This window comes from Actinomadura chibensis NBRC 106107 (assembly GCF_001552135.1).
GTDB lineage: Bacteria > Actinomycetota > Actinomycetes > Streptosporangiales > Streptosporangiaceae > Spirillospora > Spirillospora chibensis.
In genome coordinates this window covers 1-26,992 of record NZ_BCQP01000010.1, presented here as the reverse complement: position 1 = coordinate 26,992, position 26,992 = coordinate 1, and the positions used below count along the sequence as shown (strand labels likewise).

The following is a 26,992-nucleotide window of genomic DNA, read 5'->3' as shown; positions in this document are numbered from 1 at the left end:
AGCGGCTCAGCGGCCCCGCGCGAACGCCGCCAGGATGCGCTCGGCGGCGAGCGCCGGGGTGAGCGTCCCGTCCGCGACCGCCGACTCCAGCCCGGGGGCGAGCTCCCGGACGCCGGGGTCGGCGCGCAGGTCGGCGAGGAGCCGCTCGCGGACCATCGCCCACGTCCAGCCGACCTGCTGGCGGCGGCGCCGGGCGTCCAGCTCGCCCGAGTCGCGGAGCCGGTCGTGGTGCGCGGCGATCCGGCGCCACACCTCGTCCAGCCCGGTGCCCTCCAGGGCGCTGCACGTGAGGACGGGCACCTCCCGGCCGCGCGCGTCGCCGCGCAGCAGCCGCAGCGCCCCGGACAGCTCCCGCGCCGCCCGCTTGGCCTCCAGCTTGTGCTCGCCGTCCGCCTTGTTCACGGCGATGACGTCGGCCAACTCCAGGACGCCCTTCTTGATGCCCTGGAGCTGGTCGCCGGTGCGGGCGAGGGTGAGGAACAGGAACGTGTCGACCATCTCGGCGACCGCCGTCTCGGACTGGCCGACGCCGACCGTCTCGACGAGGACGACGTCGTACCCGGCCGCCTCCATCACGACCATCGCCTCGCGGGTGGCCTTGGCGACGCCGCCGAGCGTCCCGGCCGTGGGCGAGGGGCGGATGAACGCGTCCGGGTCGGCGGCGAGCCGCTGCATGCGGGTCTTGTCGCCGAGGATGCTGCCGCCCGTCCGGGTCGAGGACGGGTCGACGGCGAGCACCGCGACCCGGTGCCCGTTCCCGGTGAGGCGGGTGCCGAGCGCGTCGATGAACGTCGACTTGCCGACGCCCGGGACGCCGGTGACGCCGACGCGGCGCGCGTCCCCGGCGTGCGGGGTCAGCTCGACGAGCAGCTTCTGCGCCAGCTCCCGGTGGTCGGGGCGGGTCGACTCGACGAGCGTGATCGCGCGCGCGATCCAGGCCCGGGACCCCTCCAGCACCCCGGCCGCGTACTCGTCCAGGCCGGGGCTCACCGCTCCGCGTGCCCCAGCCGCGCGGCCAGCTCGGCCAGCAGGCCGAGCGCCGCGTCCGCGAGGACGGTGCCGGGCCCGAAGATCGCGGCGGCGCCGGCGGCGCGCAGCTCGGCGAAGTCCCCGGGCGGGATGACCCCGCCGACGACGATCATGATGTCCGACCGGCCCAGCGCGGCCAGCTCCTCGCGCAGCGCGGGCACCAGCGTGAGGTGCCCGGCGGCGAGCGAGTTGACGCCGACGACGTGGACGTCGGCCTCGACGGCCTGGCGGGCGACCTCGGCGGGGGTCTGGAACAGCGGGCCCACGTCGACGTCGAAGCCGAGGTCGGCGAACCCGGTCGCGATCACCTTCTGGCCCCGGTCGTGGCCGTCCTGGCCCATCTTCGCGACGAGGATGCGCGGGCGGCGCCCCTCCGCCTCCGCGAACGCGGCGGTCGCGGCGCGGGCCTTCTCGATGGCGCTCACCTGGCCGGCTTCCTCCCGGTACACACCGGAGATCGTACGGATCTGCGCGGCGTGCCGCCCGTACGCCTTCTCCAGCGCGCCGGAGATCTCCCCGACGGTGGCCATGGCGCGGGCGGCGTCGATGGCGAGGGCGAGGAGGTTCTGCTCCAGGCCGGGGGCCCGGTCGCCGTTCTCGGCGGCCTCGGCGGCGCGGGTGAGGGCGTCCAGCGCGGCCTGCGTCGCGGTCTCGTCGCGCTCCTCCCGCAGGCGGCGCAGCTTGTCGATCTGCTGCGCGCGGACGGACGCGTTGTCCACCTTGAGGACGTCGATCTCCTGCTCGGCGTCCGGGCGGTACTTGTTGACGCCGATGACCGGCTGCCGTCCGGAGTCGATGCGGGCCTGGGTGCGGGCCGCCGCCTCCTCGATGCGCAGCTTCGGCAGCCCCTCGTCGATCGCCTTCGCCATCCCGCCCGCGCGCTCGACCTCGGTGATGTGGCCCCAGGCGCGGCGGGCGAGGTCGTAGGTGAGCCGCTCGACGTAGGCGCTGCCGCCCCACGGGTCGATGGTGCGGGTCGTCCCGGACTCCTGCTGGAGGAGAAGCTGGGTGTTGCGGGCGATGCGGGCGGAGAAGTCGGTCGGGAGGGCGAGGGCCTCGTCCAGCGCGTTGGTGTGCAGCGACTGGGTGTGCCCCTGCGTGGCGGCCATGGCCTCGACGCAGGTGCGGGCGACGTTGTTGTAGACGTCCTGCGCGGTGAGGGACCAGCCGGACGTCTGCGAGTGCGTCCGCAGCGACAGCGACTTCGGGTTCTGCGGGTCGAACGCCTTCACGAGCTTCGCCCAGAGCAGGCGGGCCGCGCGGAGCTTCGCGACCTCCATGAAGAAGTTCATGCCGATGGCCCAGAAGAACGACAGGCGGGGGGCGAACGCGTCGACGTCCAGGCCCGCGTCGCGCCCGGCGCGGATGTACTCGACGCCGTCGGCGAGGGTGTAGGCCAGCTCCAGGTCGGCGGTCGCGCCCGCCTCCTGGATGTGGTAGCCGGAGATCGAGATGGAGTTGTACTTCGGCATCCGCCGCGAGGTGAACGCGAAGATGTCGGAGATGATCCGCATGGACGGCTGCGGCGGGTAGATGTAGGTGTTGCGGACCATGAACTCCTTGAGGATGTCGTTTTGGATGGTCCCGGCGAGGGCCTCCGGCTTCACCCCCTGCTCCTCGGCCGCCGCGATGTAGAGCGCGAGGACGGGCAGCACCGCGCCGTTCATGGTCATCGACACGCTCATCCGGTCCAGCGGGATGCCGTCGAAGAGCTGCCGCATGTCGTAGATGGAGTCGATCGCGACGCCCGCCATGCCGACGTCCCCGGACACGCGCGGGTGGTCGGAGTCGTAGCCGCGGTGGGTCGCGAGGTCGAACGCGACGGACAGGCCCTTCTGCCCGGCCGCGAGGTTGCGCCGGTAGAACGCGTTGGACTCCTCGGCGGTGGAGAATCCGGCGTACTGGCGGATCGTCCACGGCTGGGTCGCGTACATCGCCGGGTAGGGGCCGCGCAGGAACGGCGCGATGCCCGGGTAGGTGCCGAGGAAGTCGAGCCCGGCCAGGTCGTCGCCGGTGTAGAGGGGCTTGACGCCGATGCCCTCCGGGGTGTCCCACACCTGGGCCTCGGGGTCGGCCCCGGTGGTGTCGGCGACGGCGGCGCGCCAGCGCTTGGCGGCCTCGTCGGCGGGGGGCGCCGTCCCGAGGTCGATCTCGCTGAAGTCGGGGATCATTCGCTCACTCCCAGATCACGGAGGGTGGCCGCCAGCGCCTCGACCGCGTCGCAGCCGGCGTGGACGCGCCCGTCGACCCCCTCATAGGTTCCCTTACCCGCGAGCCAGATCTTCACGGCGCCCGCGGCGCGCAGGATCCGGGCCGCCTCGGCGGCCCGCTCGGCGTACACGTCGTCGCTGGAGCAGAGGCAGGCGACGGACGCCCCGGACGCGGCGAACTCCTCCGGCGCCCCGGCGACGGTCTCGATCCCGCCCGCCTGGAACAGGTTGGCGGCGAACGACGCCCGCGCCGTGTGGACGGCGACCGGCCCGAGGGTCGCGAGGAACACCCGCGGGCGCGCGCCGGTCGCGGCGGCGTGGGCGTCGGATCGGTCGCGCAGGGCCTCGAAGTCCTGCGCGTAGGAGACGACGGGCAGCCCGCCGCCGGGCTCGGCCGGGGCCGGTTCGCGGTCGGGCAGGGTCTCGGCCAGGTTCGGGAACTCGCTGACGCCGGTCAGCGGGGCCTTGCGCCGGGCGATGTCCTCGCGGCGGCGCGCCCAGGTCGCGGCGACCCGGTCCGCGACGAGGCCCGAGTCGAGCGCGGCGGCGAGCCCGCCGGCCTTCTCGATCTCGGTGAACCACGTCCAGGCGGCCCGCGCGACGCCCTCGGTGAGGCTCTCGGCGTACCAGGAGCCGCCCGCCGGGTCGACGACGCGGGCGAGGCTCGACTCCTCCAGCAGGAGGGTCTGGGTGTTGCGGGCGATGCGGCGGGCGAAGCCGTCCGGGAGGCCGAGGCGGGCGTCGAACGGCAGGACGGTCACCGCGTCCGCGCCGCCGACCCCGGCCGCGAACGCGGCGACGGTGGTGCGGAGCATGTTCACCCACGGGTCGCGGCGCGTCATCATCGCCGCCGACGTGACCGCGTGGATCCGCGCGGACGTCCCCTCGGCGGCGCCGCTGACCTCGGCGACCCGCGCCCACAGCCGGCGCAGGGCGCGGAGCTTGGCGATCGAGGCGAACTGGTCGGCGTTCACGGCGACGCGGAACTCGATCTGGCCGAACGCCTCGTCCACGGTCAGGCCCGCGCCGGTGAGCGCGCGCAGGTAGGCGACCCCGGCGGCGACGACCGCGCCCAGTTCTTCGGCGTCGGCGCCGCCCGCGTCGTGGTACGGGGTGCCGTCGGCGACGATCGCCCGCAGCCGCGGGAACTCGCGGGCGCAGCGGACGCCCAGCGCCGCCGCCTCGTCCAGCGAGCCGGGGGTCCCGGTGCGGGCGGCCAGGCCGAGCGGGTCGGCGCCGAGCGTGCCGGACGCCTCCGCCGCGTTCCCGCGCTCGGCGACCAGGGCGAGGAAGGCCTCCGCCGCCGCTCCCGCCTCGGCTCCCGCGTCCAGCGCGACGGGCGCGAGGTCGAGCAGGACGCCGCGCAGCGCCTCGGGCAGCGCGGCCACCGGCATCCCGCCCGCGCCGAGCCGCAGCCAGACGGACGTGGCGCCGTTCTCCAGGTCGCCCAGGATCGCCTCGCGGGTCACGGCCGGGTCGGGGTGCGCGTGGCGCTGCCGGACGTCCCAGCCCGCGAGGCCCTCGCCGTCCGGCCGCACCGCGCGGACGTAGGGGGCGAGCCCGGGGCGTCCCGGCGGCGCGTCCTCGCGCGCGTAGAGCGGGGCGATCGGCACCCCGTCGTAGGACTCGCGGGTCAGCAGGCCCTCGACCGCGTCGAGCGGGGTGTCCTCCGTCGCCGCGCCCGACTTGCGCAGCACCCCCTTCACCATCTCCCGCCACCGGTCGCGCTCGGCCGGGGGGAAGGCGGCGGCCAGTTCGAGTTCCTCAGGCGGCACCGTCATGCTCTGGATCGTAGGCAACCGGCTGAAACCGGCCTGAAGCCGGGGTGCGCCGAACCGAACGGGTTTCGGTCCGGCTGGGCGCGCGGGCGCGCCCGGGGCGCCGCTCACGGTACCCCGGAAGGCCCGGTGGCGTGGGGCGTTGCTAGAGTTCGGCGCGTAGCCCCCCAGCACCTGGGCGGGCCGTCCCCTCCACCCGATCCTCGCAAAGGGAACACGCACGCATGTCGACTGGCAGCCACGCCGGGCGCCCGAAGTCCTGGGTAGCCGTGGCCATCATCTTCGTCGGTTTCGTCGTCGGCGGCTTCGGCATCACCCTCGGCCCCGACTGGGTCGTGTTCGGGGTGGGCGCGGGGATCGCCGCGCTCGGCGCGATCATCGCCCTGGCCGTCGACATCATGACGGACGTCGTCGTCGACGAGCCCCGGCACTGACGGCGGGCGGCGGCATGTTCGGGCGGCCCCCGATCGAGGAGCGGATCGCCGCGCGCCAGCGCGAGCGCGGTCCCCTCAAGCCGGGGAAGGTGTTCCCGCACGCCCCCGCCAAGATGCTGTTCTTCTTCGGCATCGGCGTGATCGTGGTCACCCACCTGATCGCGCTGTCGATGTACTTCTTCGACCCGGGACCCTGACCCGGACCTGATCAAACCTCGAACCGGACGGCCGGGTACGAACCGGGCGGCGCGGGAAGGATGGATCAAGGCGCTCCCCGGTGACCGTTTCGGGCCGTCCGGCAGGTGCGAAGGCGGCGGCGGCCACGTACGGTCGAGGGGAGTCGCCCCCTCCGTCGCTCCCGGCCCCGAGGTGGTGGGATGGCCCCGCGTTTCGGAATCGAGGAAGAGTACTTCGTCGTCGATCCCGTCACCCGGGAGGTCGTCCCGCGCGCTCCCGCCGTGGTGCGGCGGGCGTCGGCGGCGCTCGGCGAGCGGGTGTCCACCGAGCTCGTCGCGTTCCTGGCCGAGGCCAAGACGGCGCCGTGCGACGACCTCGACAAGCTCGGCGAGCAGGTCCGGTCGATGCGGGCGGCGATGGCGGCCGCGGCGGCGGCCGAGGGCGTCCGGCTCGCCGCGTCCGGGACCCCGATCCTCGGCGACCTGTTCCCCGCCCCGATCGGCGCGGGCGCCCGCTACGCCGAGAGCCGCGCCGTGTACCGGGCGCTGGACGACGAGCAGAGCATCTGCTCGTGCCACGTCCACGTCGAGATGCCGGACCGGGAGCGCGCCGTCCAGGTCAGCAACCACCTGCGGCCGTGGCTGCCGACGCTGCTGGCCCTCGCGGCGAACTCGCCGTACTGGGCGGGGCGCGACACCGGGCACGCCTGCTGGCGGGTGATGACGTGGGCGCGCTGGCCGGTGGCCGGGCCGCCGCCGTTCTTCGAGTCGTCCGCCCACTACGAGGAGCTCGTCGGCACGCTGCTCGGCTGCGGCGCGCTGATGGACACCGGCACGATCTTCTGGGACGTGCGGCCGTCCGCCCGGCTGCCGACCGTGGAGGTCAGGCTCGCCGACGTCTCCCCCGGCGCCGCGGACGCCGTGGTGCTCGCCGCGCTGATCCGCGCGCTGGTGGAGGTGTCGTCGGCGGCGGTGGACGCGGGCGACCCGCCGCCCGACCCGTCCCCCGAGCTGCTGCGCGCCGCGTACTGGCTCGCCGCGCGCGACGGGCTCGGCGGGACGGGCGTCGACGTGCGGACCGGCCGCCCCGCCGGGTTCCGCGCGCAGGCCGGCGACCTGATGGCCCACGTGCGGCCCGCGCTGCGCGCGAGCGGCGACCTCCGCGCGGTCGAGGATGGCGTCCGGCGGCTGCTCGCGGGCGGGACGGGCGCCGAGCGGCAGCGCGCCGCGTACCGGCGGCGCGGCCGGCTGACCGACGTGGTGGACGCCCTCCTCCTGCCCGACCGGTGACCTCCAGCGGGATTTTTACCGACTTCATCTGTTTTTTTGGGCTCCGCTCGGGGTATCGGTAACTCCGGCAATCATCCGAGGACGCCCTCTCCGACCTCGGGGGACGGGGTGCGCGGCCGGTTCGCGGGCGCGCCGTCCCCCGCATACCCTCCATAGACGATGCACGTGCACGTGACGCCATATCCGAACGAGGGAGACCGCGCGGCCAGCCCGCGGTCCCCGGGGCCGGGCGTGCCGCCGCGCGATCCGTTCGTCCATCCGGCGCTCTTCTACCGCGACGAGGCGGAGTACCTCGCGGGGACGGTCCCGTTCGTCCGCGCGGGACGGTGCGCGGGCGAGCCCGTCGCGGTCGCGGTCCCGGGCCCCCGGCTCGGCGTGCTGCGGGACGCGCTCGGCGCCGTCGCCGACGAGGTGACCTGGCTGGACATGACCCAGGCGGGGCGCAACCCGGGACGCATCATCCCCGGCGTCCTGCGCGACTTCGCCGACCGGCACCCGGCGGGCCGGGTGCGGATCATCGGCGAGCCGATCTGGCCCGGCCGCACCGCCACCGAGTACCCGGCCTGCGCGCAGCACGAGGCGCTGATCAACCTGGCCTTCGCGGGCCGCGGCGTGTCGATCCTGTGCCCCTACGACACGACCGGCCTCGACCCCGCCGTGATCGACGACGCCCGCGCCACCCACCCGGTCGTGATCGACCGGCACGGCGAGCGGGAGAGCGGCGACTACGCGCCGCACCGCGTGATCAGCGACTACAACCTGCCGCTGCCGGAGCCGCCGGCGGGCGTGGTCGCGATGGGCTTCGACCTCGACGCGCTGCCGGCCGTCCGCGAGTTCGTCACCCGGTGGGGGCCGCGGCTCGGCCTCGGCCCGGCGGCGACGGGCGACCTGGAGCTGGCGGTGAACGAGCTGGCCGCGAACTCGTGCCTGCACGGCGGCGGCGGGGGCACCGCGCGGCTGTGGGCGGAGGACGGCCAGGTCGTCTGCGAGGTCCGGGACGCCGGGACGATCACCGACCCGCTGGTCGGGCGGCGCCCGGCGGACATGAGCCCGAACGGCGGCCGGGGCGTCCTGATGGTCAACCACCTCGCCGACCTCGTCCGGATGCACACCGGGCCGGACGGCACCGCCGTCCGCGTCTACCTGGCCGCCGACCGCTAGGGGCGGGCGACGGCGCGGGCGATCCCGGCGAGCGACTCGGCGAGCAGCGCGTCCCGGCCGGTGGACGCGGCGTACTCGGCGAGCGTCGCGCCGAGGTTGAGCGCCAGCGCCCGCGCGGCGGCCTCGCGGTCCGGCGGCACCGGCCCGTACGCGGCGCGGAACGCCGCCCGCGCGTCGCCGCCGAACGCCGCGTAGGCGAGGGACAGGTCGACGGCCGGGTCGGCGAGGCACACGTCGCCCCAGTCGATGATCCCGGCGGCCCGTCCGTCCGGTCGAAGGAGCAGGTGGCGGACGTGCAGGTCGCCGTGGACGACCACCGGCTCCCCCTCCGGCGGGCGACGGTCGCGGGCGTCGGCGAGGAACGCCTCCACGGCCGGGTCGCGGTCCCACACGCCGAGGGCGGCGAGGGCCGCGAGGCGCGGGAGCGTCCGCTCCGCGCGCAGCGCCGGGTCGGCCCGCCGCATCGGGTCGAGCGGCAGCCCCTCCCCCGCGCCGCGGGCGAGCGCCGGATCGTGCAGCGCCCGCAGGAAGTCCCCGATCTCGGCGGCGAGCGCGGCGCGCTCGCCGTCCGGCGGGCGGACGTCCGCGAACTCCCGGCCCTCGATCAGCCGGCCGCCCCAGAACGGCCACGGGAACCCGGCGGACGGCCCGGCGGCGAAGCGCGGCACGGGCACCGGCAGCGGCAGCCGCGGCGCGAGGACGGGCAGCACCGCGATCTCGCGCTCCACGCCCGGCACCGCGATCCGGCGGCGCGGGAACCGGAACGCCCACTCGCCGCCGACCCGGAGGACCGTGTTGTCCCAGCCGGTCGCGAGCGGCTCCACCGCCGCGCCGCGCAGCTCGGGGAACCGGTCCCCGATCAGCGCGGCCGCCTGCTCGGCGGTGACCTCGCGTTCCGGCGCCCACTCGGGGGGCGGCGGGCCGCCCGGTGGCGTCGTCACGAGGGGGAACGCTACCCCGCCGGACGGGCCGGATGCCGAGTCTTGACCCTCCGGCCAGGTGTAACGGCCGGGCGGCGGGAATGAAACCGAGCGCCCTGTCCCACCGACGGTAAGGGAAACGATGCGGCTCCTCGCTCGCGCTCACCAGATGCCCGTCCGGCTGATCGTGGGGGCGTTCGTCCTGAACTCGGGCATCTCGAAGCTGAAGCACACGGACGAGACGGCCGACCAGTACCACGGCATGGCGAAGACCGCCTACCCGTTCCTCGAGTCGCAGGACGCGCGGACCTTCACCCGCAGGCTCGGCGCCGCCGAGGTCGCGCTCGGCACCGCGCTGATCGTCCCGCTGGTGCCCTCGCTCGTCGCGGGCGCCGCCCTCACCGCGTTCGCGGGCGGGCTGACCGGCCTGTACTGGCGGCTGCCCGGCATGCGGGAGCCCGGCGGGGTGCGTCCCACCCCGGAGGGCATCCCGCTCGCCAAGGACAGCTGGCTCGTCGGGATCGGCTCCGCCCTCGTCATCGAGGAGCTCCTCCGGGACGAGAAGGACTGCTGCTAACGCCCTCCGCGCGCACGGGGCCCGTCTGTGGCACACTCCCGTCTGACAGGCTCCCGTCCGCGACGCGCTCTCGCACGTGATCCCGCCCGCGCCGACCGCGCCCGCGCTCCTTGACGCGCGGCCGGGGCGGCGGTGACGATCGGCGCGTCCCCCGAGGAGGCCGCGCCATGACGTCCAACCCCCTTCCGTCCCCGGTCGTCCGCGCGGCCACGGCCCCGGACGTCGCCGAGCTCGCCGCCCTCCTCGCCCGCGCCTTCGACGACGACCCGGTCTGGAGCTGGCTGGTGCCGGACGAGGCGACCCGGATCCGCCGCCTGACCGGCCTCTACGCCCTCACGCTGCGCCGGGTGCACCTCCCGCACGGCGGCAGCGAGTCCACCGGGCGGGGCGCGCGGCCGGAGGCGGCGGCGCTGTGGGACCCGCCCGGGCACTGGCGCGTCCCGCTGCGCGTGCAGGTGACGCAGACCCTGCCGCTGCTGCGGGCTTTCGGCTCGCGCGTTCCGGTCACGCTGCGGACGCTGAGCGAGATCGAGCGCCACCATCCGCGCGAGCCGCACTGGTACCTGGCGATGCTCGGCACCGATCCCCCGGCGCAGGGCAACGGGCTCGGCAGCGCGCTGCTGCGGTCGCGGCTGGACCGGTGCGACGCCGAGGGCGTCCCCGCCTACCTGGAGAGCTCCAAGGAGCGCAACATCGCCTACTACGAGCGGTTCGGGTTCCGCGTGACGCGCGAGCTGCCGCTGCCGGGACGCGGCGCGCCGTCGGTCTGGCTGATGTGGCGCGACCCCGGAGGCGGCTCCTGAGCGTTCCGACAGGGGTACCGGTCCGGCGGTTAAGCCGGAGTCATGACCACAAATGGCCATTTGTCCAATAGTGCCGGTGGGCGGGCCGGCGGTCTGCCGCCGCCGTGCCCGCGCGCCCCGTTCCTGTTGCCCGTCCCCCTCCCCCTCCGGAGGGCGGCGGAGGCCGCCAAACGCGCCTGGCCCCATGCGGCCACCGGAGGCGCGGCTTCCCGGCCGTCCGCCGGTCGCGCCGCCCGCGCGTCCGGCTCGGCGGCCTACCGTCGAGGGTGAGCCGAGCACCGCTCCCTCTTGGCGAAGGCGACAGGTGACGCAATGACGACGGCCGGCGCGCGGGCGCCCGCGACACGGGCGCCGGGGACGCGGCTCGCCCTGGACAGGCCGGGGACGGCCCGCGTCCACGACTACCTCCTCGGCGGCAAGGACAACTACGCCGCCGACCGCGACCTCGCGCACGAGGTCCTCGCCGTCCTGCCGCAGGCGGGGGACGCGGTCCGGGCCGCCCGCGCGTTCCTCGCCCGCGCCGTCCGGGTGCTCGCCGGGCGCGGCGTCCGGCAGTACCTCGACCTCGGCTGCGGGCTGCCCACGGCGGAGGCCCTGCACCGGATCGCCGCGCGGCACGCCGCCGGCACCCGCGTCGTCTACGTGGACGAGGACCCGCTCGTCATCGCCCACGCCCGCGCCCTGCTGATCGACGGCGGCAACATCGCGGCGCTGCGGGCCGACGTCCGCGACCCCGGCGCGATCCTCGGCAGCCCGGAGGTGCGCCGCGTCATCGACCCGGCGGAGCCGGTGGCGCTGGTGTTCTCGTCCGTCCTGCACTTCCTGCCGGACGCTGCGGAGGTCGTCGCCGCGCTCGCCGCGTCCGCCGCGCCCGGCAGCGGGCTGGTCGTCTCGCACGCCACCGCCGACTTCGCGCCCGGCGCGTTCGCCGAGGCCGCCTGGCGGTACGAGGAGGCGAGCGGCGTCCCGCTGGTGCCGCGCGACGCCGCCGGGGTGGCGGAGATCCTCGGACCGTTCCGGGCGGTGTCGCCGGGGCTCGTCCCGCTCGGCGGCGCGCCGTTCGGCGGGACGTCCCGGCCGGGCCGCGAGCCGATCATGTACGGGGCGGTCGGGGTGCGCTGACCGGCGCCCTGCGCGCTGTGGTGTTGATCACAGTCGCGGGCCGCGCCGCGCGCCGCGCGCGGGGCCGCCGGAGCGCCGTTCCCGCCGGTCCTGGCGCACCCGGGGCGATCACCCTGCGTCAGCCACCGGAGCGTTCCGTTAAGGCAATTCTCACCGAACGGGTGGAGAACGCCCAGACACGGCCCCTATGGTGGCCCGAATGCCGACGAACACCCTGACCCCACGTGAAACGCAGATCGGCTCCCGTCCGGCGGCGGCCGCCCGGATGGGCTGGCTGGACGCGCTGCGCGGCCTGGCGGCGCTGGTGGTGGTGTTCGAGCATTCCCTCGACGTCCTGCTCCCCGAGGTGCGCGCGGTCGCCAGCCCGTGGTTCGACTTCGGCCGGTACGGGGTGTTCGTGTTCTTCCTCGTCAGCGGGTACGTCGTGCCGTTCTCGCTGGAGCGGCGCGGGAGCGTCCGGGACTTCTGGGTGGGGCGGTTCTTCCGCCTCTACCCCGCCTGGTTCGTGTCGGTGGCGCTCGCGCTCGTACTCGGCTCGGCCGGGCTGTCGTACGGGCTGCCCGCCGCGCTCGGCGACCGCCCCTGGGCGTCCGCGCTGGCCCACGCGACCATGCTCCAGGACCTGCTCGGCGTGCCGAACGCCGTCAACGTGTTCTGGACGCTCTCCTACGAGATGGTCTTCTACCTGCTGGTGACGGCGATGTTCGTCGCCGGGGTCCACCGCTCCAGCGCGCGGGTGGCGCTCGGCTTCGGGGTGGGCGCGGCGATCCTCGGGGTGGCGCTGCCGTCGGTGCTGCTCGCGTCCCGGTGGCCGGGCGGGACGATCCTCGCCGCCGTCGCGCTCCTCGCGGTGGGGCTCGCCGCCATGGTCAGCGGGCGGCGCCGGGTCCGCCGCGCCGGGGTCGCGGCCGTCGTGGCGCTGGCGCTGGGGCTGCTCGTCCTGGACAGCCGCATCGGCGCCATCGAGAGCCTCTGCATCATCGCCACGATGTTCGCCGGGACGGCCGTCCGCGGCATCCAGGACGGCCGCCTGCGCCCCTGGCCCGCCGCCGCGATGGTCGCGGTCGTCCCCGCGTTCTCGCTGGTCGCGGGCCTGCGCACACCGACCGCGTGGGCCCTCAACGCCAACCCGAACCCGCTCGGGCTGGACTGGTCCGCCGCCGTCGCCGCGGCCTGGCTGACGTTCCTCGCCGGGCTCGCGCTGCGGCACCGGCCGATGCCGCGCGTCCTCGTGTGGTCGGGGCTCGTCAGCTACTCGGTGTACCTGCTGCACCCGCTGGTCATCCAGGCGATCTGGGCCGTCGCGGGGCGCGACCCGGGGAACCTCCCGGGGTCCGTCCGGCTGCTGTGGGGCGTGGTGCTGTGGACGACCGTGCTCGCGTCGGCGGCGCTGGCGCACCGGTACGTCGAGCGTCCGGCGCAGCGGTTCGGACGGCGCCTGACCGCGCGGCGCCGCACGGCCGACGACGGCGTGCGCGTCCCCGCCTAGACGGAGGCGTACCGGCTCTCGCCGCGCGTCACCGGGCGTCCAGGTGGTGGCCGAGGAAGGCGAGCTGCGCGGGCAGGCGGCGCCGCCAGAACGCGTCGTCGTGGCAGCCGCCCGCCATCGCGCCCTCCGGGCGGACCCGGTCGCGGAACCGGCGGGCCATCGCGGCGAAGGGGTCGCTCGTCCCGCAGTCGACGCGGAGCGGGACGCCCCGGAGCGCGTCCAGCGCGGCGAACACGTCGTGGCGGCGGAAGTCGGCGGCGCCGTCGAACGCCCGCGCGTTGGCGGCGCGCGCGTCGCCGTAGGACGCGAACAGGGCCGGGGACGACGCGACGACGGCGGCCATCCGCGCCGCGCCGAGCCGCCGGGTCAGGACGAGCGCGCCGAACCCGCCCATCGACCAGCCGATGGCACCGATCCGGTCGGTCTGGGCGCCGCGCTCGCGCAGCCGCGGCAGCAGCTCGTCGATGATCATCCCGAGGGGGTCGTCGCCGTTCGCGCGCGGATGCCAGTAGGAGTCGGGCCCGCCGTCGACGGCGACGAGCGCGAACGGCGGGACGCCGCCGCGCGCGACCGCGTCCGGCAGGTACCGGTCGAGCGCCAGGCCCCGGACGGCGGACGCCCCGCTGCCGCCGCTGCCGTGCAGCGCCACCACGACCGGCAGGCCGCGCAGGGAGCGGCCGCGGGGCGGCACGACGGTCGCGGTGACGTCGGCGCGGCGACGCGCGGACCGCCACGTCATCCGCTCGACCGCGGCGGACGCGGCGGGCGGCGCGGGCACGCGCCCGCACCGGCCGAGCGCGCGGTCGAGCGGGACCTTCCCCGGCAGCACCTCGTTCTCGACCAGCGCGTACGCGGTGCCGCCGGTCGCGACGGCCGCGCCCGCGGCGCCGAGGCCGCCGAGCAGGAGCGCGCGTCTCGTGATCATCGCGGGTCCCTTCTCCTGGGGGGTCAGGCCGCCGCCTCCCCGCGCTCGACGGCCGCGGACCTGGACAGCAGCGCCACCCCGGCGGTGAGGAGCGCCGCGCTGACCGACACGGCGACGAACGCGGACGCCGTCCGGGGCGGCAGCGTCCGGAAGGCGAGCGCCGCCACCAGGTAGGACGCGATCGGGTTCGTCATCGTCATCGCGGTCATCGCGGCGGGCAGCGAACCGGCGGCGAACGCCCGCTGCTCCAGGATCAGCCCGAGCAGCGTACTGCCCGCGAGGGCGTAGCCGGGCCAGTCGGCGGCGGTCGCGGCGACGCCCCGCTCGACGAGGTCGGCGGTGGTCAGCTTGATCAGCACGGCGGTCGCGGCGAAGAACAGGCCCGCGCAGACACCGAGCAGCGCGGCCCGCACCGGCCCCCGGCGCAGCCACGCCGCCCGGGACAGCACGATGATCACCGGCGCGGCGATCAGCCCGGCGAGGAACAGCCGGGGCCGGGACGGCTCGCCCTCCGGCGGGATCGCCCCCGGCACCGTGAACAGGACGGCGAGCCCCGCCGACACGGCGACGCCGCCGAGCAGGTCCATCCGCGCGGGACGGCGGCCGGTGCCGACCGTCCCGAGCACGATCGTGAAGACGAGCTGGGTGACCAGCAGCGGCTGGACGATCGCCGTCGAGCCGAAGTGCAGCGCGACGGCCTGCGCGCAGAACCCGGCGAGGTTCACGCCCCAGCCCGTCAGCCACACCGGGTCGCGGACCAGCCGCCGGATCAGCCCGTGGGCAGCCGTGGCGTCCGACCCGCCGCGCACCGCGCGCCGCGCCGCGCGGTACTGCAGCGCGGCGGCCCCCGCGAACAGGAACGCGGCGAGCAGGCTGAACCCGGCCGACAGGGCCATCAGGTCGTTCCGGCCCGCGCGCCGCCGTCCGCGCCGAGCACGGCGGCGGCGAGCTCCTCGAAGGCCCGGACCATCCCGGTCGTGAACCCGGCCGCCTCGGGCAGCACGCCCGGCTCGGCGGTGACCGCGACGTGCAGGGCGCCGTCCCAGCTCAGCGCGCCGACGGCGAACGGGACGCCGGCCGCGAGCGGCAGGATCGGGTGCACGTCCCCGAGCGGCGCCCCCGCCAGCGACATCGGCACGGCCGGACCCGGCATGTTGGACACGATCCCACCGAAGAACCGGTCCCGGTAGGTGGCGCGGGCCGCGCGGGCGTGCAGCGGCGGCGGCAGCGCCCCGAGCAGCCGGAGCACGGCCGTGCTCGCCACCGCCCGGCCCGACCCGCGCCGCCGCTCGGCCGACGCGTGCACGGCGGCGAGCCGCTCCCGCACGGGCATCGGGTCGGCCGGGACGTCCAGCCGCAGCGCCGCCGTCAGGTTGCCGGGCACGGCGGTGCGGCCCCGGCCCGGCGGCGCGGGCGCGCGCAGCGTCATCGGCACGGCGGCGCGCAGCGACCGGCCGTCCGCCCGCTCGCCGCGCCGCGCGAGGACGTCGGCGACGACCTCGCCGACCAGGGCGAGCAGCACGTCGCTGACCCGGGCCCCGGCGGCGCGGGCGGTGTCGCGGACCCGGTCGAGCGGGAGCGTGACCGTCCCGTAGGAGCGTTCCGGGCCGAGGTCGCCGGTGACCGCCACCGTGGGCGCGGTGCCGTCGAGGCCGAGCAGGACGAGCCCCGGCAGGACGGCCGCCGCACGCGCCAGCCCGCCGGGCCCGCGCGGCGCCGGTTCCTCCGGGAGCCGGGGTTCGAGGAGGCCGCGCAGGATGTCGACGACGCCGATGCCGTCGGCGATGGCGTGGTGGAGGAGGATGACGACGGCGTCCCGGCCGTGCGGCCCGCCGCGGACGAGCCAGAACCGCCACAGCGGCCGGCCGGGGTCGAGCCGCTCGGCGGCGAGGCGCGCGACGAGGCCGTCGAGTTCCCGGCGCCCGCCGGGAGCCGGGAGGTCGACCCGCTGGACGTGCCAGCCCAGGTCGACGCTCTCCGCCTCCACCCAGCGGGGGCGGCGGAACCGCCCGCCGGGCGCGATCCGCTGGGTGAGGCGCGGCAGGTGCGGCAGGCGCTCGGCCAGCACGCCGCGCAGCCGCTCGGGCGACGGGGCGGGCCCCGCGAACTCGGCGACCCCGCCGACGACCTGCGGGACGTTCGCGCTCTCGACGTGCAGGAAGAACGCGTCGGCCGCCGCCACCCGCTGCTCCCGCCGCCGCGCGGGCCCGGCCGGGCGGCGGTCGCGGACGAGGCCCGCGCGGAGCCGCTCGGCGCCCGCGGCGGCGGGGACGAGCAGGAGCCCGGCGGGGATGTCCACCACGTAGTGGGCGGCCGTGGACACGATGACCAGCCCCGTCGCGACCAGGTGAAGGGCGCACAGCCACGTGAAGAACGCCCCGGCCCTGGCGCGGACGGCGGCGACCCCGATCCACGCGACCCAGCCGATGTGCAGGCTCGGGATCGCCGCGTACGGGTTCGCGCCCGCCGACACCACGCCCGTCCCCCAGGTGGCGGGCGGGTGATGGAGGGCGATGACGTCGGTGTACCCCTCGCCGGGGAGCAGCCGGGGCGGGGTCGCGGGCCACAGCGCGAAGCAGACGATCGCGATCAGGGTCAGCCAGATCAGGGTGTTCCGCGCCCACGGGTACGCCGGGCTCCGCCGCCACCACAGGTAGCCGAGGAACCCGAACGTGCCGATCACGTAGGTCGTCGCGTACTCCCAGGCGGCGACGGCGCCCAGCCACCCGTGCCGGACGAGCACGTCGTTGAGCGGCCGCTCGACGTCGATCCCGAGCCACCGCTCGACATCGAGCAGCGCCCGCCCGTGCGCGTCGCTGACCTCGCGCGGCCCGGTGAAGGCGTGGGTGAAGGCCAGGTACACGGCGAGGACGGCCAGCGCGGCGGCGACCTCCCTCGCCGCCGCCGCGGCTCGTCCCCCGCCGGCGTCCTCGGCGCCGGACGCGACAGCTTCGGAACGGATCAACACGCCCTCCCGCCTCGTCCCTCACACGCCGCCCACGGATCATCCTCCCCGTGATCCATAGCAAGACCACCACCCGGTTTATTGCGTTGCCGTCACGCCGTCCCCCACGGCGCCCGGCCCGGCTCCGGTCGAGGCGCGGATGCCCGCAGCCCCGGCCCGGTAGGCTGTTCCGCGTTCCGCGGGCGGCCGCGCCGGGACGGTGCGACGCCCCGGGCTCCCCGGACGGAGGTGGGAACGATGACGCAGGCGCCCGTGAGCCGGCTCCCCGACAACCTGCCCCTCCCCGACCGGCTGCTGGCCGTCGCCACCCGCATGTTCGCCGAGAAGGGCTTCGAGAACACCTCGGTCCAGGAGATCGTCGACGCGGCGGGCGTCACCAAGGGCGCGATGTACCACTACTTCGGCTCGAAGGACGACCTCCTCTACGAGATCTACCACCGCCTCCTCGCCCTGCAGATGGCCCGCCTGGAGCAGATCGCCGACGGCGCGGGCACCGCCGAGGAGCGGCTGCGCGCCGCCGCCGTCGACGTCCTCAACACCTCGTTCCTCTACCTGGACGACTTCACGGTCTTCTTCCGCTCGACGCACCTGCTCGCCCGCGACCGCCGCGCCGCCGTGCGGGCCGAGCGGCGCCGCTACCACGAGCGGTTCCGCGCCCTGGTCGAGGAGGGGCAGCGCGAGGGGACGTTCCGCACCGCGACGCCCGCCGACATCGCCGTCCACTTCTTCTTCGGGACCGTCCACCAGATCGGCGTCTGGTACCGGCCGGGCGGCGGCCTGAAGGCGGCCGCGATCAGCGAGCACTACGTCGACCTGTTCCTCAACGGCCTGCGCAGCCCCCGCGGCCTGGAGAACTGAGCCGGGGAGCGGGACGGATCCGCGGCGTCCGCCCCGGCGCCCTGCGTGTCCGTCCCGCCCTCCGGCGGGGGCCGGAGCGGTCGCGAGCGGCGCGGGTTCCCCTCCCACCGGTGCGCCGCCGCCCCGATCCGGCTCTCACCCTGACAGCGCCGCCGCGCCGTGACATGTCACACTTCGGCGCGACCACGTGGTCCACCTGCGCAGACGCGCCGGGGCAGGTTCCACCGGACCAGTGCCCGCCGCCCGCCCGCGCCCCTCTCAGTCGGTCAGGCTCCGGGGACGGAGGTCGGTCCAGTTCGCGTTGACGTGGTCGAGGCACTCGGACCGCGCCGCGGGGCCGAACGCGGCCGTCCACCCGGCGGGGACGTCCGCGAACGACGGCCACAGCGAGTGCTGCCCCTCGTCGTTGACGAGGACGAGGAACGTCCCGTCCGGGTCGTCGAACGGATTGGCCATCACGCCTCCTGGGCTACGCGGGCCGCGCGGTGGACGATCGAGCGGACGATCTCGCCCGTGCGCACGGCGGTCATGGACAGCAGCGACGACGCGATGCCGTGGCTGTGCTCGGTGGCGCCCTGCAGGTAGACGCCCCAGCGCGGGCCGGGCTCGGTCGCGATGCGGTAGTCGCGCTCGACGACGGGGCGGCCGTCCTCGCCCGCGCGGCAGTGCGCGCCCGCCTCGCCGAGCAGGGCGAACGGGTCGCGCTCGCGGTAGCCGGTGGCGTACACGAGGACGTCGGCGTCCAGCTCGGTGGCCTCGCCGGTCGGCAGGAACACGACCCGCGCGCGGACGCCGTCCGGCCGCTCCACGACGTCCGTCACGCGCGAGGCGTTGAGGATGCGGAGCCGCTCGGCGCCCGCGACCTTCTCGGCGTAGGAGCGCCGGTACAGCTCGTCGATGAGGTCGAGGTCGACCACCGAGTAGTTGGTGTTGCGCGAGTAGTCGAACAGCATCCGCTTCACGTCGCCGGGGGCGTCGTAGTAGTGGTCCACGGCGTCCGGGTCGAAGACGCGGTTGGCGAACGGGCTGTCGTCGGCGGGCGAGTAGCCGTAGCGGGCGAACACGGCGCACACCTCGGCGTCGGGGAACGTCCGGTGCAGGTACTCGACGGCCTCGGCGGCGCTCTGCCCCGCGCCGACCACGACGAACCGGCGGTGGCGCCGGCCCGGCCGCTCGCCGAGCCGGGTGAGCAGGTCCTCGGTGTGCCAGATCCGCTCGCCCGGCCGGATCCCCTCCGGCAGGACGGGCTCCAGGCCCGCGCCGATGACGGCGTTGCGGGTCAGGTGCGTCTCCAGCTCGTCGTCGCACCGGACGACGACTTCGAGGAGGTCGTCGTCGTGCGGGCGCAGCGCCACCACCTCGGAGCGGTAGCGGACCCTGTCCTCGAACGCGGCGGCCGTCCATTCGAGGTAGTCGTGGAACTCCAGCCGGGTCGGGAACATCGTCTTGTGGTTGACGAAGTCGACGAGGCGTCCGCGGGCGTGCAGGTAGGCGAGGAACGAGTACGGGCTGGCGGGGTTCCGCAGCGTCACCAGGTCCTTGAGGAAGTGGACCTGCATGGTGGCGCCGTCGATGAGCATGCCCCGGTGCCAGCCGAACGCGGGCTGCTTCTCGAAGAACACCGCGTCCGTGCCGCCGCCTTCGCCGTCGCCGCCGCGCGTCTCGTCGAGCGCGACGGCGAGGGCCAGGTTGGACGGGCCGAACCCGATGCCGACCACGTCGTGGACGGGGGTCTGCATGCGCTCCTCCGGCATCAGGCGGGCTTGGCCGCGTCCGCGGCCTTGGCGATCTTCGGGACGACCTGGTCGATCACGTAGGGCACCGCGAGCGGCGTCGGGGTGCGCAGCGGCCAGAACGACTTCAGGTCGAGCGCCACGTAGGAGCCGCGCTTCACGGCGCCGAGGTCGGCGAAAAGCTTGTTCCCCTCGATCTTCCTCTGCGTGGCGGGGTCGTCGTTGTAGTGGCTGAGCAGGACGTCCTCGTCCAGGACGGACACCTTCTCCATGCTCAGCTCGGCCGCGAACCCGTCGCCGGGCAGCTTCCTCAGCGACTCGGGCAGCGTCATGCCGAACTGCTCCAGCAGCTTGACGCTCGTGTCCCCGTCGGACTTCATCACGCCGATGTTGCCGTTCGGGAAGACGCTGGTGAGCGCGAACGTCTTGCCCTTCAGCTGCGGGTTGGTCTCCCGCACTGAGGCGATCTTCTGCTCGACCGAGCTCACCAGCCGCTCCCCGTCGCCCGTGCGGCCGATCGCCTTCGCGACCTGCCGGGTGATCTGCTGCCAGGTGTCCTGCGCGGGGCCGGCCTGGTAGGCGACGGTGGGGGCGAGCTTGGAGAGCTTGCCGTAGGTCTTGTCGATGGTGAAGTCGCCGGCGGCGAGGATGAGGTCGGGCCGCAGGGCGGCGATCTTCTCCAGGCTGAACCCGGCCTCGCCGGCCCTGAGCAGCGTGGGCTTGGGGCCGGTGATCTTGGGGGCGGTCCACGGGGCCAGGCCGTCCGGCTGCACGCCGGTCATCTCGCTCATCCCGACGGGCCGCACGCCGAGCGCCAGCAGTGCGTCCTGGTCGATCTCGCCGAGCGCGACGATCCGCTTCGCCGGCGCCTTGATCGTGGCCGAGCCGAGCTTGTGCGTGACCGTGACCGGGAAGGCCCCGTCAGCGCCGCCGGCCGCGCCGGACGCGGGTTCGTCGCCGCCGCAGGCGGTGACGCCGAGGCTCAGGACGAGCGCGCCGGCGACGGCCAGGCTCCTCATCAGTGTGCTCATAGCGGGCTAGTGCCTTTCCAGGTTTGTGCGGGTGCTCACGTACAGGGACATCGCGTACAGGGACATCGGCTACAGGGACATCGGGTCGGCCGCCTTGCCTCGCAAGGCGGGGTCGGGTGGGGGCGGGCGAACTCTCATTCCTCCAGGCAGGCCAGGACACCGGCCACGGTCGGGGCGGTCAGCAGCGTCGCGATCCGCAGGCCCGCGCATCCCGGCTCCCTCCTGATCCGCCGGACGAGCCGCATGGCGAGCAGCGAGTGCCCGCCGAGATCGAAGAAGTCGTCGTCCGGACCGACGTCGGGGACGCCGAGCTCCTCCGCGAAGATCCGGCACAGCGCCGCCTCGCGGTCGCCGCCGCGGCGGGCGGCGGCGGGCGGGCGGGCGGCCGTCACGGCGCGCGCGACGCCGGCCGACGGCAGCGCGCCCACCGCCACGCCGGGGTCGGCGGCGACGGTCTCCAGCACGGTGACGAGCCCGCCGGTCAGCGCCTCGACCGTGCTCCGGTCGAAGAGGTCGCACGAGTAGTCGACGATGACGCTCAGCTCCCCCGAGCCCGGGTTCTCGCGGAAGATGAAGTCGAGGTCGAACTTCGCGGCGCCCGGCCCGAGCTGCACCTCGCTTTGCTCGAGCCCGGGGAGGTGGGCGTCGCCCATGCCCTGGTTCTCGTAGCCCACCATCACCTGGAACAGCGGGTTGCGGCCGGGCACGCGGCGCGGGCGCAGCGCCTCGACCACGGCCTCGAACGGCAGGTCCTGGTTCGCGAGGCCGGCGAGGACGGTGTCCCGCACCCGGCCCAGCAGCTCGGCGAACGTGGGCGCCCCGGACACGTCGGCGCGCATGACGAGGGTGTTGACGAAGAACCCGACGAGCCCGGCCGCGGCCTCCTCGGTCCGCCCGGCGACGGGACTGCCGATCGGGATGTCCTCGCCCGCCCCGGTGCGGTGCAGCAGCGCGGCGACCGCGGCCTGGCAGACCATGAACAGGGTGGCGCCCGAGTCGCGGGCGACGCTCCGCAGCCGCCCGGTGAGCCCGGGCGGCAGGTCCACGGCCAGCGTCGCGCCGCGCTGGCCGACGGTGCCGGGACGGGCCCGGTCGGTCGGCAGCGGGATCTCGTCCGGGATCCCGGCGAGGGCCAGCGCCCAGTAGCCGAGTTGGCGGCCGTGGACGCTGCCGGGGTCGCGGGGGTCGCCGAGCAGCTCGCGCTGCCACAGGGTGTGGTCGGCGTACTGGACGGGCAGCGGCTCCCAGCCCGGCGGGCGGCCCTCCAGCCGCGCGGCGTAGGCGGTGGCGACGTCCCGGACGAAGGGGCCGAACGACGCCTCGTCGAAGGCGATGTGGTGGAAGACGGCGAGGAGCAGGTGCTCGCGCTCGCCCTCCGGGAACACCGCGACGCGCAGCGGGATGTCCCTGGCCAGGTCGAACGGCCGCCCGATGAACTCCTCGACCGTCCCCGCGGCGACCTCCGGCACCGGACGCGCCTCCCCCGGCGGCAGGATCCGCTGGTACGGCTCGCCGTCATGCTCGGCGAAGACCGTCCGCAGGCTCTCGTGCCGGTCGGTGACGTCGCCGAGCGCGGCGCCGAGCGCGGCGATGTCGAGGTCGCCGCGCTGCCGCACCGCGAGCGGGAGGTGGTAGGCGTCGCGCGGCCCGTCGTCCTCGCGCAGGAGCTGGTCGAGCAGCCAGAGGCGGCGCTGGGCGAACGACGGCGGGACGCGCTCGGGGCGCTCCCGCGCGGCCAGGACCGGCCTCGGCGGCGCGCCGTCCGCGGCGCGGTCGTGCACCCGCTCCGCCAACTGGGCGACGGTCGGCGCCTCGAACAGGTCGCGCATGGCGAGTTCGGTGCCGAGGGCCGACCTCGCCCGCCCGACGAGCCGGGTGGCCAGCAGCGAGTGGCCGCCGAGGTCGAAGAAGTCGTCGTCGATCCCCGCGCCCGGAGCGTCCAGCACCTCGGCGAACAGTGCGCACAGGACCCGTTCGACGGGGGTGCGCGGCGGTCGGCCGGCACGGCGCGGACCGTCCTCGCCGGGGACGGGGAGGGCGCGCCGGTCGAGCTTGCCGTTGACGGTGAGCGGGAGCGCGTCCAGCGTCATGATCACGCTCGGCACCATGTAGCCGGGCAGCTTCGCCTTGAGGCCGTCCCGGACCCGCGCTCCGAGCACCCCGTGGTCGCGCGCCGCGACGGGGTTGCTGGCGTAGGACGCGGGCGGCCGCCCCGGCTCGGCGGGAAGGCAGGCGGCGCCGCCGCCGAACACCACGTCGTAGTGGCCGATCTCGGCGGACGGGGTGAGCACCGCGCCGGGTTCGAGCGCGCGGAGGGCCTCGGGCTCGACCCCGGCGGGCGGGGCCGACAGCGCCGCGCGGGCCGCGGCGGGCGACGCGCCGTCCCGCACGGCCCGCAGCGCCGCGATCTCGCCGGACAGCCGGGGGTCGGGGACGCCGCGCACCCGCAGCGGGCCGGGAGGGCGGTGCCGCAGGTCGTCCAGGCCCGTCCAGTCCACGGTCTCGGTCTCGGGCGCGGGCGGCACCGACTTCCACAGGACGACGTCGTAGCGGTGCCGGGTCAGCTCGTTGTGGTGCACGCCGCGCTTGGTGAGGACGTCCACCCGCGCGGGCCCTTCCAGCGCGGCGAAGAACGCCGGGTCGAGCAGGAGCTCCTTCTCCATCCGGATGGACCGCTCGACGGCGCCGAGGTCGCCGCCGCGCCCGAGCTGGATCGCGGTGTAGAAGCAGCGAACGGTGCGCAGGTCGCGGACGTCGCCGATGAACAGCGCGCCGCCGGGCGCGAGCAGCTCCATCGCCTTGGCGACGACGTCCTGGAGGTAGGCGGGGCTCGGGAAGTGCTGCGTCACCGAGTTGATGACGACGGTGTCGAAGTGCCCGCGCGGCAGCCCGGCGGTGTCGTGCGCGGGACAGGCGCTCAGCCGCACGGGCGAGTCCGGGCCGAGGTCGCGCCGCAGCTTCTCGATGACGGGCACGGAGAAGTCGGTGCCCCAGTACTCGGCGGCGTCCGGGGCCAGGCGGGTCAGCAGCAGCCCGGCGCCGACGCCGATCTCCAGGATGCGCAGCGGGCCGCGCTCCTGATGCAGGCCGCGGATGCGCTCGACGGTGCTCTCCCGCCACTCGCGCATGTGTTCCAGCGGGATGGGCGCGCCGTCGTAGCTGCTGTTCCAGCCCGCGAACTCCTCGGCGTGGACGACCGTGTCGATCTCGGTGTACTCGGCGTCGTAGATCTCCTTCCACTCGGCGATCTGCTCGTCGGCGGCGCCCTCGCGCGTCCCGTCGGGGACGACGTATCCGATGAGCCGCTTGACGCCCGCGACCGCGGTGTCGGCGGCGACGACCGCGGCCTGCCCGACGCCGGGCTCGGCGGCGAGCGCGGCCTCGATCTCCGCCGGCTCGACCCGGTAGCCGCGGATCTTGACCTGGTCGTCGGTGCGGCCGAGGAAGTCGATGTTGCCGTCGTCGCGGACCCGCACGAGGTCGCCGGTGCGGTACATGCGGCCTCCGGCGGGGTCGGCGGAGAACGGGTCCGCGACGAACCGCTCCGCGGTCAGGTCGGCGCGGCCGAGGTAGCCGCGGGCCAGGCCGGCGCCGGTGATGTACAGCTCCCCGGGCGCGCCGGGCGGGACCGGCCGCAGCCAGCCGTCCAGGACGTGGCCGCAGGTGTTCCAGATGGGCTTTCCGACGGTCGGGGTGGCGCTGTCGGCGGTGCCGCCGCCGAGGGTGTTGATCGTGTACTCGGTCGGCCCGTACAGGTTGTAGCCGAGGACGCCGTCGGCCCGCGCGAGCCGGTCCCACACCGAGGTCGGGACGGCCTCCCCGCCGAGCAGGACGAGCGACGGCCGGTGCTCCCCGTCGAGGAGGCCCTCGTCCAGGAGCTGCTGCGCGTAGGTCGGCGTCACGTTGATGACGTCGACGCGGTGCTCGCGCAGGTAGGCGGTCAGGGCCTCGGCGTCACGGCGCAGTTCCTCGTCGCAGACGTGCACTTCGTGGCCTTCGACGAGCCAGAGCAACTCCTCCCACGACATGTCGAAGGAGAAGGAGACGGTGTGCGCGATGCGCAGCCGGCGCCCGGCCGCCCTGACGACCGGGTCGAAGATGTTGGCGCGGTGGTTGAACTGCATGTTGGTGAGCCCGCGGTAGGGCGTCACCACCCCCTTGGGGCGCCCGGTGGAGCCCGAGGTGTAGATGACGTAGGCAGGGTGATCCAGCCGCCCCGGGGTGCCGGGGGCGAAGCCGGGCAGCTCCCCGGGGGTGATCGCGGTTCCGGGCAGGTCCGCGAGTGCGCGCGCCGTGGCGGGGTCGTCCAGGGCGAGCGTCGGGCCGGCGTGGCCGAGCCCGGCCGCGATGCCGCGGTGGGAGACGAGGCAGACCGGGGCGGCGTCGGCGAGCATGTAGTCGAGCCGGTCGGCCGGGTAGTCCAGCTCCAGCGGCAGGTAGGCCGCGCCCGTGCGGAGCACGGCGAACAGCGCGACCACCATCTGGGCGGAGCGCGGCAGGGCGAGCGCGACGACGCGCTCGGGCCCGGCCCCGTGCGCGATCAGCAGCCGCGCGAGCCGGTTCACCTCGGCGTCCAGCTCGCCGTAGGTGAGCCGGGTGTCGGGCAGCGACACGAGCGCCGGCAGGTGCGGCTGTTCCGCCGCGCGCTCGGCCAGCAGCTCGGCGACGGTCAGCTCGGGGACGTCCCGCCGCGCCTCCTCCCGGTCGCGGCGCAGCCGGTCGTGCTCCTCCGGAAGGAGCAGGTCGAGCCGGTGGCAGGGCGTCCCCGGCGCGTCGGCGATCTGTTCGAGGACGCGCACGTACCGGTCGGTGATCCGCTCGACCTCGTCCCGGGTGAACGCGTCGCCCCGGTACATGACGCGCAGCCCGGCGCCGGGCTCGACGACCATGGTGACCGGGTAGTGGGCGGCGTCGCGGATCTCCCGGCCGAGGACGCGCAGCGCACCGTCCGGGCCGAAGCCGCGTCCGGTCGGCATGCCGGGGATGTTCTGGAACACGAACAGCGTGTCGAAGAGCGTGCCGAGCCCGGCGGCGCGCTGCACGTCGGCGAGCGCGACGTGCGCGTGGTCGAACATCTCCGACCGCGCGGCCTGGACGCGCTCCAGCACGGCGGCCAGCGGGTCGGCGGGTCCGGCCTGCACCCGCACGGGGATGGTGCTGGACAGGAGACCGACCATGGTCTCGACGCCGTCCACGTCCGGGTGGCGTCCGGAGACCGACGCGCCGAACACGACGTCGTCGCGCCCGGTCAGGCCCATCAGGACCAGGCCCCACGCCGCCTCGAACACCGTGCCCGGGGTGACGCGGTGGTCGTGGGCGGCCGCGTCGAGCCGGGCGGCGAGGCCGGGCGGGAGCGGGCGGTGCACCTCCGCGGCCGTCGCGAGGTCCGCGGGCCGGTCCAGCAGGCCCGGACGGACGAGCGCGGGCTCGTCGAACCCGGCGAGCGCACGCCGCCAGGCGTCGACGGCGGCGTCCCGGTCGCGGGCGTTCACCCACTCCAGGAACGCGCGGAACGGCGCCACGGGACGCGCCGCCTCCGCCTCGGCGTCGGTGTAGAAGTCGAGCAGCGAGGTGACGAGCAGGCCGCCCGACCAGCCGTCGAGCAGGATCAGCTCGGACGTCACGACGAGGCGGTGGTCGTCCGCGGCCAGGCTCGCCAGAGCGAACCGGATCAGCGGCGGCTCCGCCGGGTCGAACGGGGTCGCGCGCTGGGCGTCGACGAACGCGTCGAGGTCCTCCGGGGCGATCTCGGCGTGCGTCCAGGGAGTCTCGAACTCCTCGGGGACGAACTGGACGGCGCTGTCACCGTCCGTCCGGAAACCGGCCCGCAGATTGGGGAACTTCTCCAGGACGGCCCGCACCGCGGCCGCCATCCGCGCCGGGTCGACCGGCCCGGACAACGTCACCACGGCCTGCTGCACGTAGATGTCACGGCCCTGGCCGGCGAGCATCAGGAGGAACAGCAGACCCTCCTGGAGCGGCGAGAGCGGCAACTCGTCCGCGGACCAGTCGGGCCCGGCCGGGGCGGAGGGGGTCCGGGCGGCGGGAGAGGGAGCCGGTTCGGCCGCCGCGGCGAGGGCCTCGGCCGTCCGCAGCCGGAAGACGTCGCGGACGGTGAACGCCAGCCCGGCGCGGCGCGCCCGGGCGACCAGCAGCGCCGCGCTGACGCTGTCGCCGCCGCTGCGGAAGAAGTCGTCGTCGGCGCCGACGTCCGCGCGGCCGATGACCGCCGCGGCGAGCCGGACGAGGACCCGCTCGGTCTCCGTCGCGGGCGCGCGCCCGGCGGCGGGGCGCCCCGGCTCGGGCAGGGCGCGCCGGTCGACCTTGCCGTTGGGGGTGAGGGGCAGCTCGTCCAGCACGACGAGGTCGTCCGGGACGAGGTAGCCGGGCAGCAGCGCGGTGAGCCGTTCGCGCAGCTCGTCGGTGTCGGCGTCACCGACGACGTAGCCGACGAGCCGGGACCCGTGCGCGGTCACGGCGGCCCGCCGCAC

Annotated in this window: 20 protein-coding genes; 9 read left to right on the top strand and 11 right to left on the bottom strand. The window is 75.6% G+C overall.

Going from position 1 to position 26,992, the window contains the following annotated elements:
- Nucleotides 1-6 precede the first annotated feature (6 nt).
- From meaB to ACH01S_RS04785, 3 genes are read right to left on the bottom strand one after another with little or no spacing between them, the layout of a single operon-like run.
- A complete protein-coding gene (gene meaB / locus ACH01S_RS04795) occupies nt 7-990 on the bottom strand; it encodes a methylmalonyl Co-A mutase-associated GTPase MeaB (protein WP_067885772.1) in 984 nt (327 codons plus the stop codon).
- Nucleotides 987-3,200 (bottom strand): methylmalonyl-CoA mutase, encoded by a 2,214-nt coding sequence (scpA, locus tag ACH01S_RS04790; protein WP_067885770.1) that lies wholly within the window; start codon nt 3,198-3,200, stop codon nt 987-989. Before scpA ends, meaB begins: the two co-directional genes overlap by 4 nt.
- Nucleotides 3,197-5,020, bottom strand: a complete 1,824-nt coding sequence (locus ACH01S_RS04785) for a methylmalonyl-CoA mutase family protein (protein ID WP_067885768.1) — start codon at nt 5,018-5,020, stop codon at nt 3,197-3,199. The genes scpA and ACH01S_RS04785 overlap by 4 nt, the downstream gene beginning before the upstream one ends.
- 221 nt (nt 5,021-5,241) lie before the next feature.
- Here ACH01S_RS04785 and ACH01S_RS04780 point away from each other — a divergent pair, with 221 nt between their 5' ends.
- From ACH01S_RS04780 to ACH01S_RS04765, 4 genes are all read left to right on the top strand, one after another.
- Nucleotides 5,242-5,451 (top strand): HGxxPAAW family protein, encoded by a 210-nt coding sequence (locus tag ACH01S_RS04780; RefSeq protein WP_067885766.1) that lies wholly within the window; start codon nt 5,242-5,244, stop codon nt 5,449-5,451.
- Nucleotides 5,452-5,465: 14 nt separating this feature from the next.
- The gene (locus tag ACH01S_RS04775; RefSeq protein WP_067885764.1) at nt 5,466-5,648 is read left to right on the top strand and encodes a hypothetical protein; all 183 of its coding nucleotides are present in this window, start codon (nt 5,466-5,468) and stop codon (nt 5,646-5,648) included.
- A 180-nt stretch (nt 5,649-5,828) separates the two neighbouring features.
- Nucleotides 5,829-6,917: a carboxylate-amine ligase gene (locus ACH01S_RS04770; RefSeq protein ID WP_067885762.1), complete on the top strand. Its 1,089-nt coding sequence runs from the start codon at nt 5,829-5,831 to the stop codon at nt 6,915-6,917.
- A 159-nt stretch (nt 6,918-7,076) separates the two neighbouring features.
- On the top strand, nt 7,077-8,078 hold the full coding sequence (locus tag ACH01S_RS04765) for an anti-sigma factor RsbA family regulatory protein (RefSeq protein WP_083980328.1): 1,002 nt from the start codon (nt 7,077-7,079) through the stop codon (nt 8,076-8,078).
- Here ACH01S_RS04765 and ACH01S_RS04760 read toward each other — a convergent pair.
- On the bottom strand, nt 8,075-9,019 hold the full coding sequence (locus ACH01S_RS04760) for a phosphotransferase (protein WP_067885760.1): 945 nt from the start codon (nt 9,017-9,019) through the stop codon (nt 8,075-8,077). The two genes, ACH01S_RS04765 and ACH01S_RS04760, sit on opposite strands and share 4 nt — an antisense overlap.
- Nucleotides 9,020-9,140: 121 nt before the next feature.
- Here ACH01S_RS04760 and ACH01S_RS04755 point away from each other — a divergent pair, with 121 nt between their 5' ends.
- The 4 genes from ACH01S_RS04755 to ACH01S_RS04740 all read left to right on the top strand — a co-directional run bounded on the left by ACH01S_RS04755 (nt 9,141) and on the right by ACH01S_RS04740 (nt 12,989).
- Entirely contained in the window at nt 9,141-9,575 is a 435-nt protein-coding gene (locus ACH01S_RS04755) for a MauE/DoxX family redox-associated membrane protein (protein WP_067885758.1), read from the top strand.
- Nucleotides 9,576-9,742: 167 nt separating this feature from the next.
- Nucleotides 9,743-10,378, top strand: a complete 636-nt coding sequence (locus ACH01S_RS04750) for a GNAT family N-acetyltransferase (RefSeq protein WP_067885754.1) — start codon at nt 9,743-9,745, stop codon at nt 10,376-10,378.
- A 312-nt stretch (nt 10,379-10,690) separates the two neighbouring features.
- A complete protein-coding gene (locus tag ACH01S_RS04745) occupies nt 10,691-11,500 on the top strand; it encodes an SAM-dependent methyltransferase (RefSeq protein WP_067885753.1) in 810 nt (269 codons plus the stop codon).
- 199 nt (nt 11,501-11,699) lie between these two features.
- Entirely contained in the window at nt 11,700-12,989 is a 1,290-nt protein-coding gene (locus tag ACH01S_RS04740) for an acyltransferase family protein (protein ID WP_169809206.1), read from the top strand.
- A 28-nt stretch (nt 12,990-13,017) separates the two neighbouring features.
- On the opposite strand, the gene ACH01S_RS04735 is transcribed toward ACH01S_RS04740, so the two are convergent.
- Genes ACH01S_RS04735 through ACH01S_RS04725 form a run of 3 tightly spaced genes read right to left on the bottom strand, consistent with a single transcriptional unit; the run spans nt 13,018 to nt 16,882 of the window.
- Nucleotides 13,018-13,914: an alpha/beta hydrolase gene (locus ACH01S_RS04735; RefSeq protein WP_067885752.1), complete on the bottom strand. Its 897-nt coding sequence runs from the start codon at nt 13,912-13,914 to the stop codon at nt 13,018-13,020.
- A 23-nt stretch (nt 13,915-13,937) separates the two neighbouring features.
- On the bottom strand, nt 13,938-14,810 hold the full coding sequence (locus ACH01S_RS04730) for a DMT family transporter (protein WP_067885750.1): 873 nt from the start codon (nt 14,808-14,810) through the stop codon (nt 13,938-13,940).
- The gene (locus tag ACH01S_RS04725) at nt 14,810-16,882 is read right to left on the bottom strand and encodes a bifunctional phosphatase PAP2/O-acyltransferase family protein (protein ID WP_067885745.1); all 2,073 of its coding nucleotides are present in this window, start codon (nt 16,880-16,882) and stop codon (nt 14,810-14,812) included. The genes ACH01S_RS04730 and ACH01S_RS04725 overlap by 1 nt, the downstream gene beginning before the upstream one ends.
- Before the next feature lie 234 nt (nt 16,883-17,116).
- Between ACH01S_RS04725 and ACH01S_RS04720 the strand changes: the two genes are divergently transcribed.
- Nucleotides 17,117-17,737, top strand: a complete 621-nt coding sequence (locus tag ACH01S_RS04720) for a TetR/AcrR family transcriptional regulator (protein WP_067885743.1) — start codon at nt 17,117-17,119, stop codon at nt 17,735-17,737.
- 258 nt (nt 17,738-17,995) lie between these two features.
- Here the strand turns inward: ACH01S_RS04720 and ACH01S_RS04715 are convergent, their stop codons facing one another.
- The 4 genes from ACH01S_RS04715 to ACH01S_RS04700 form a co-directional block, all read right to left on the bottom strand.
- A complete protein-coding gene (locus ACH01S_RS04715) occupies nt 17,996-18,193 on the bottom strand; it encodes an MbtH family protein (RefSeq protein ID WP_067885741.1) in 198 nt (65 codons plus the stop codon).
- Complete coding sequence (locus ACH01S_RS04710; RefSeq protein WP_246237110.1) at nt 18,193-19,476, bottom strand: lysine N(6)-hydroxylase/L-ornithine N(5)-oxygenase family protein; 1,284 nt, start codon at nt 19,474-19,476, stop codon at nt 18,193-18,195. The genes ACH01S_RS04715 and ACH01S_RS04710 overlap by 1 nt, the downstream gene beginning before the upstream one ends.
- A 14-nt stretch (nt 19,477-19,490) precedes the next feature.
- Nucleotides 19,491-20,501, bottom strand: a complete 1,011-nt coding sequence (locus ACH01S_RS04705; RefSeq protein ID WP_067885737.1) for an iron-siderophore ABC transporter substrate-binding protein — start codon at nt 20,499-20,501, stop codon at nt 19,491-19,493.
- A gap of 134 nt (nt 20,502-20,635) precedes the next feature.
- Nucleotides 20,636-26,977: a non-ribosomal peptide synthetase gene (locus ACH01S_RS04700; RefSeq protein ID WP_218010140.1), complete on the bottom strand. Its 6,342-nt coding sequence runs from the start codon at nt 26,975-26,977 to the stop codon at nt 20,636-20,638.
- Nucleotides 26,978-26,992 lie beyond the last annotated feature (15 nt).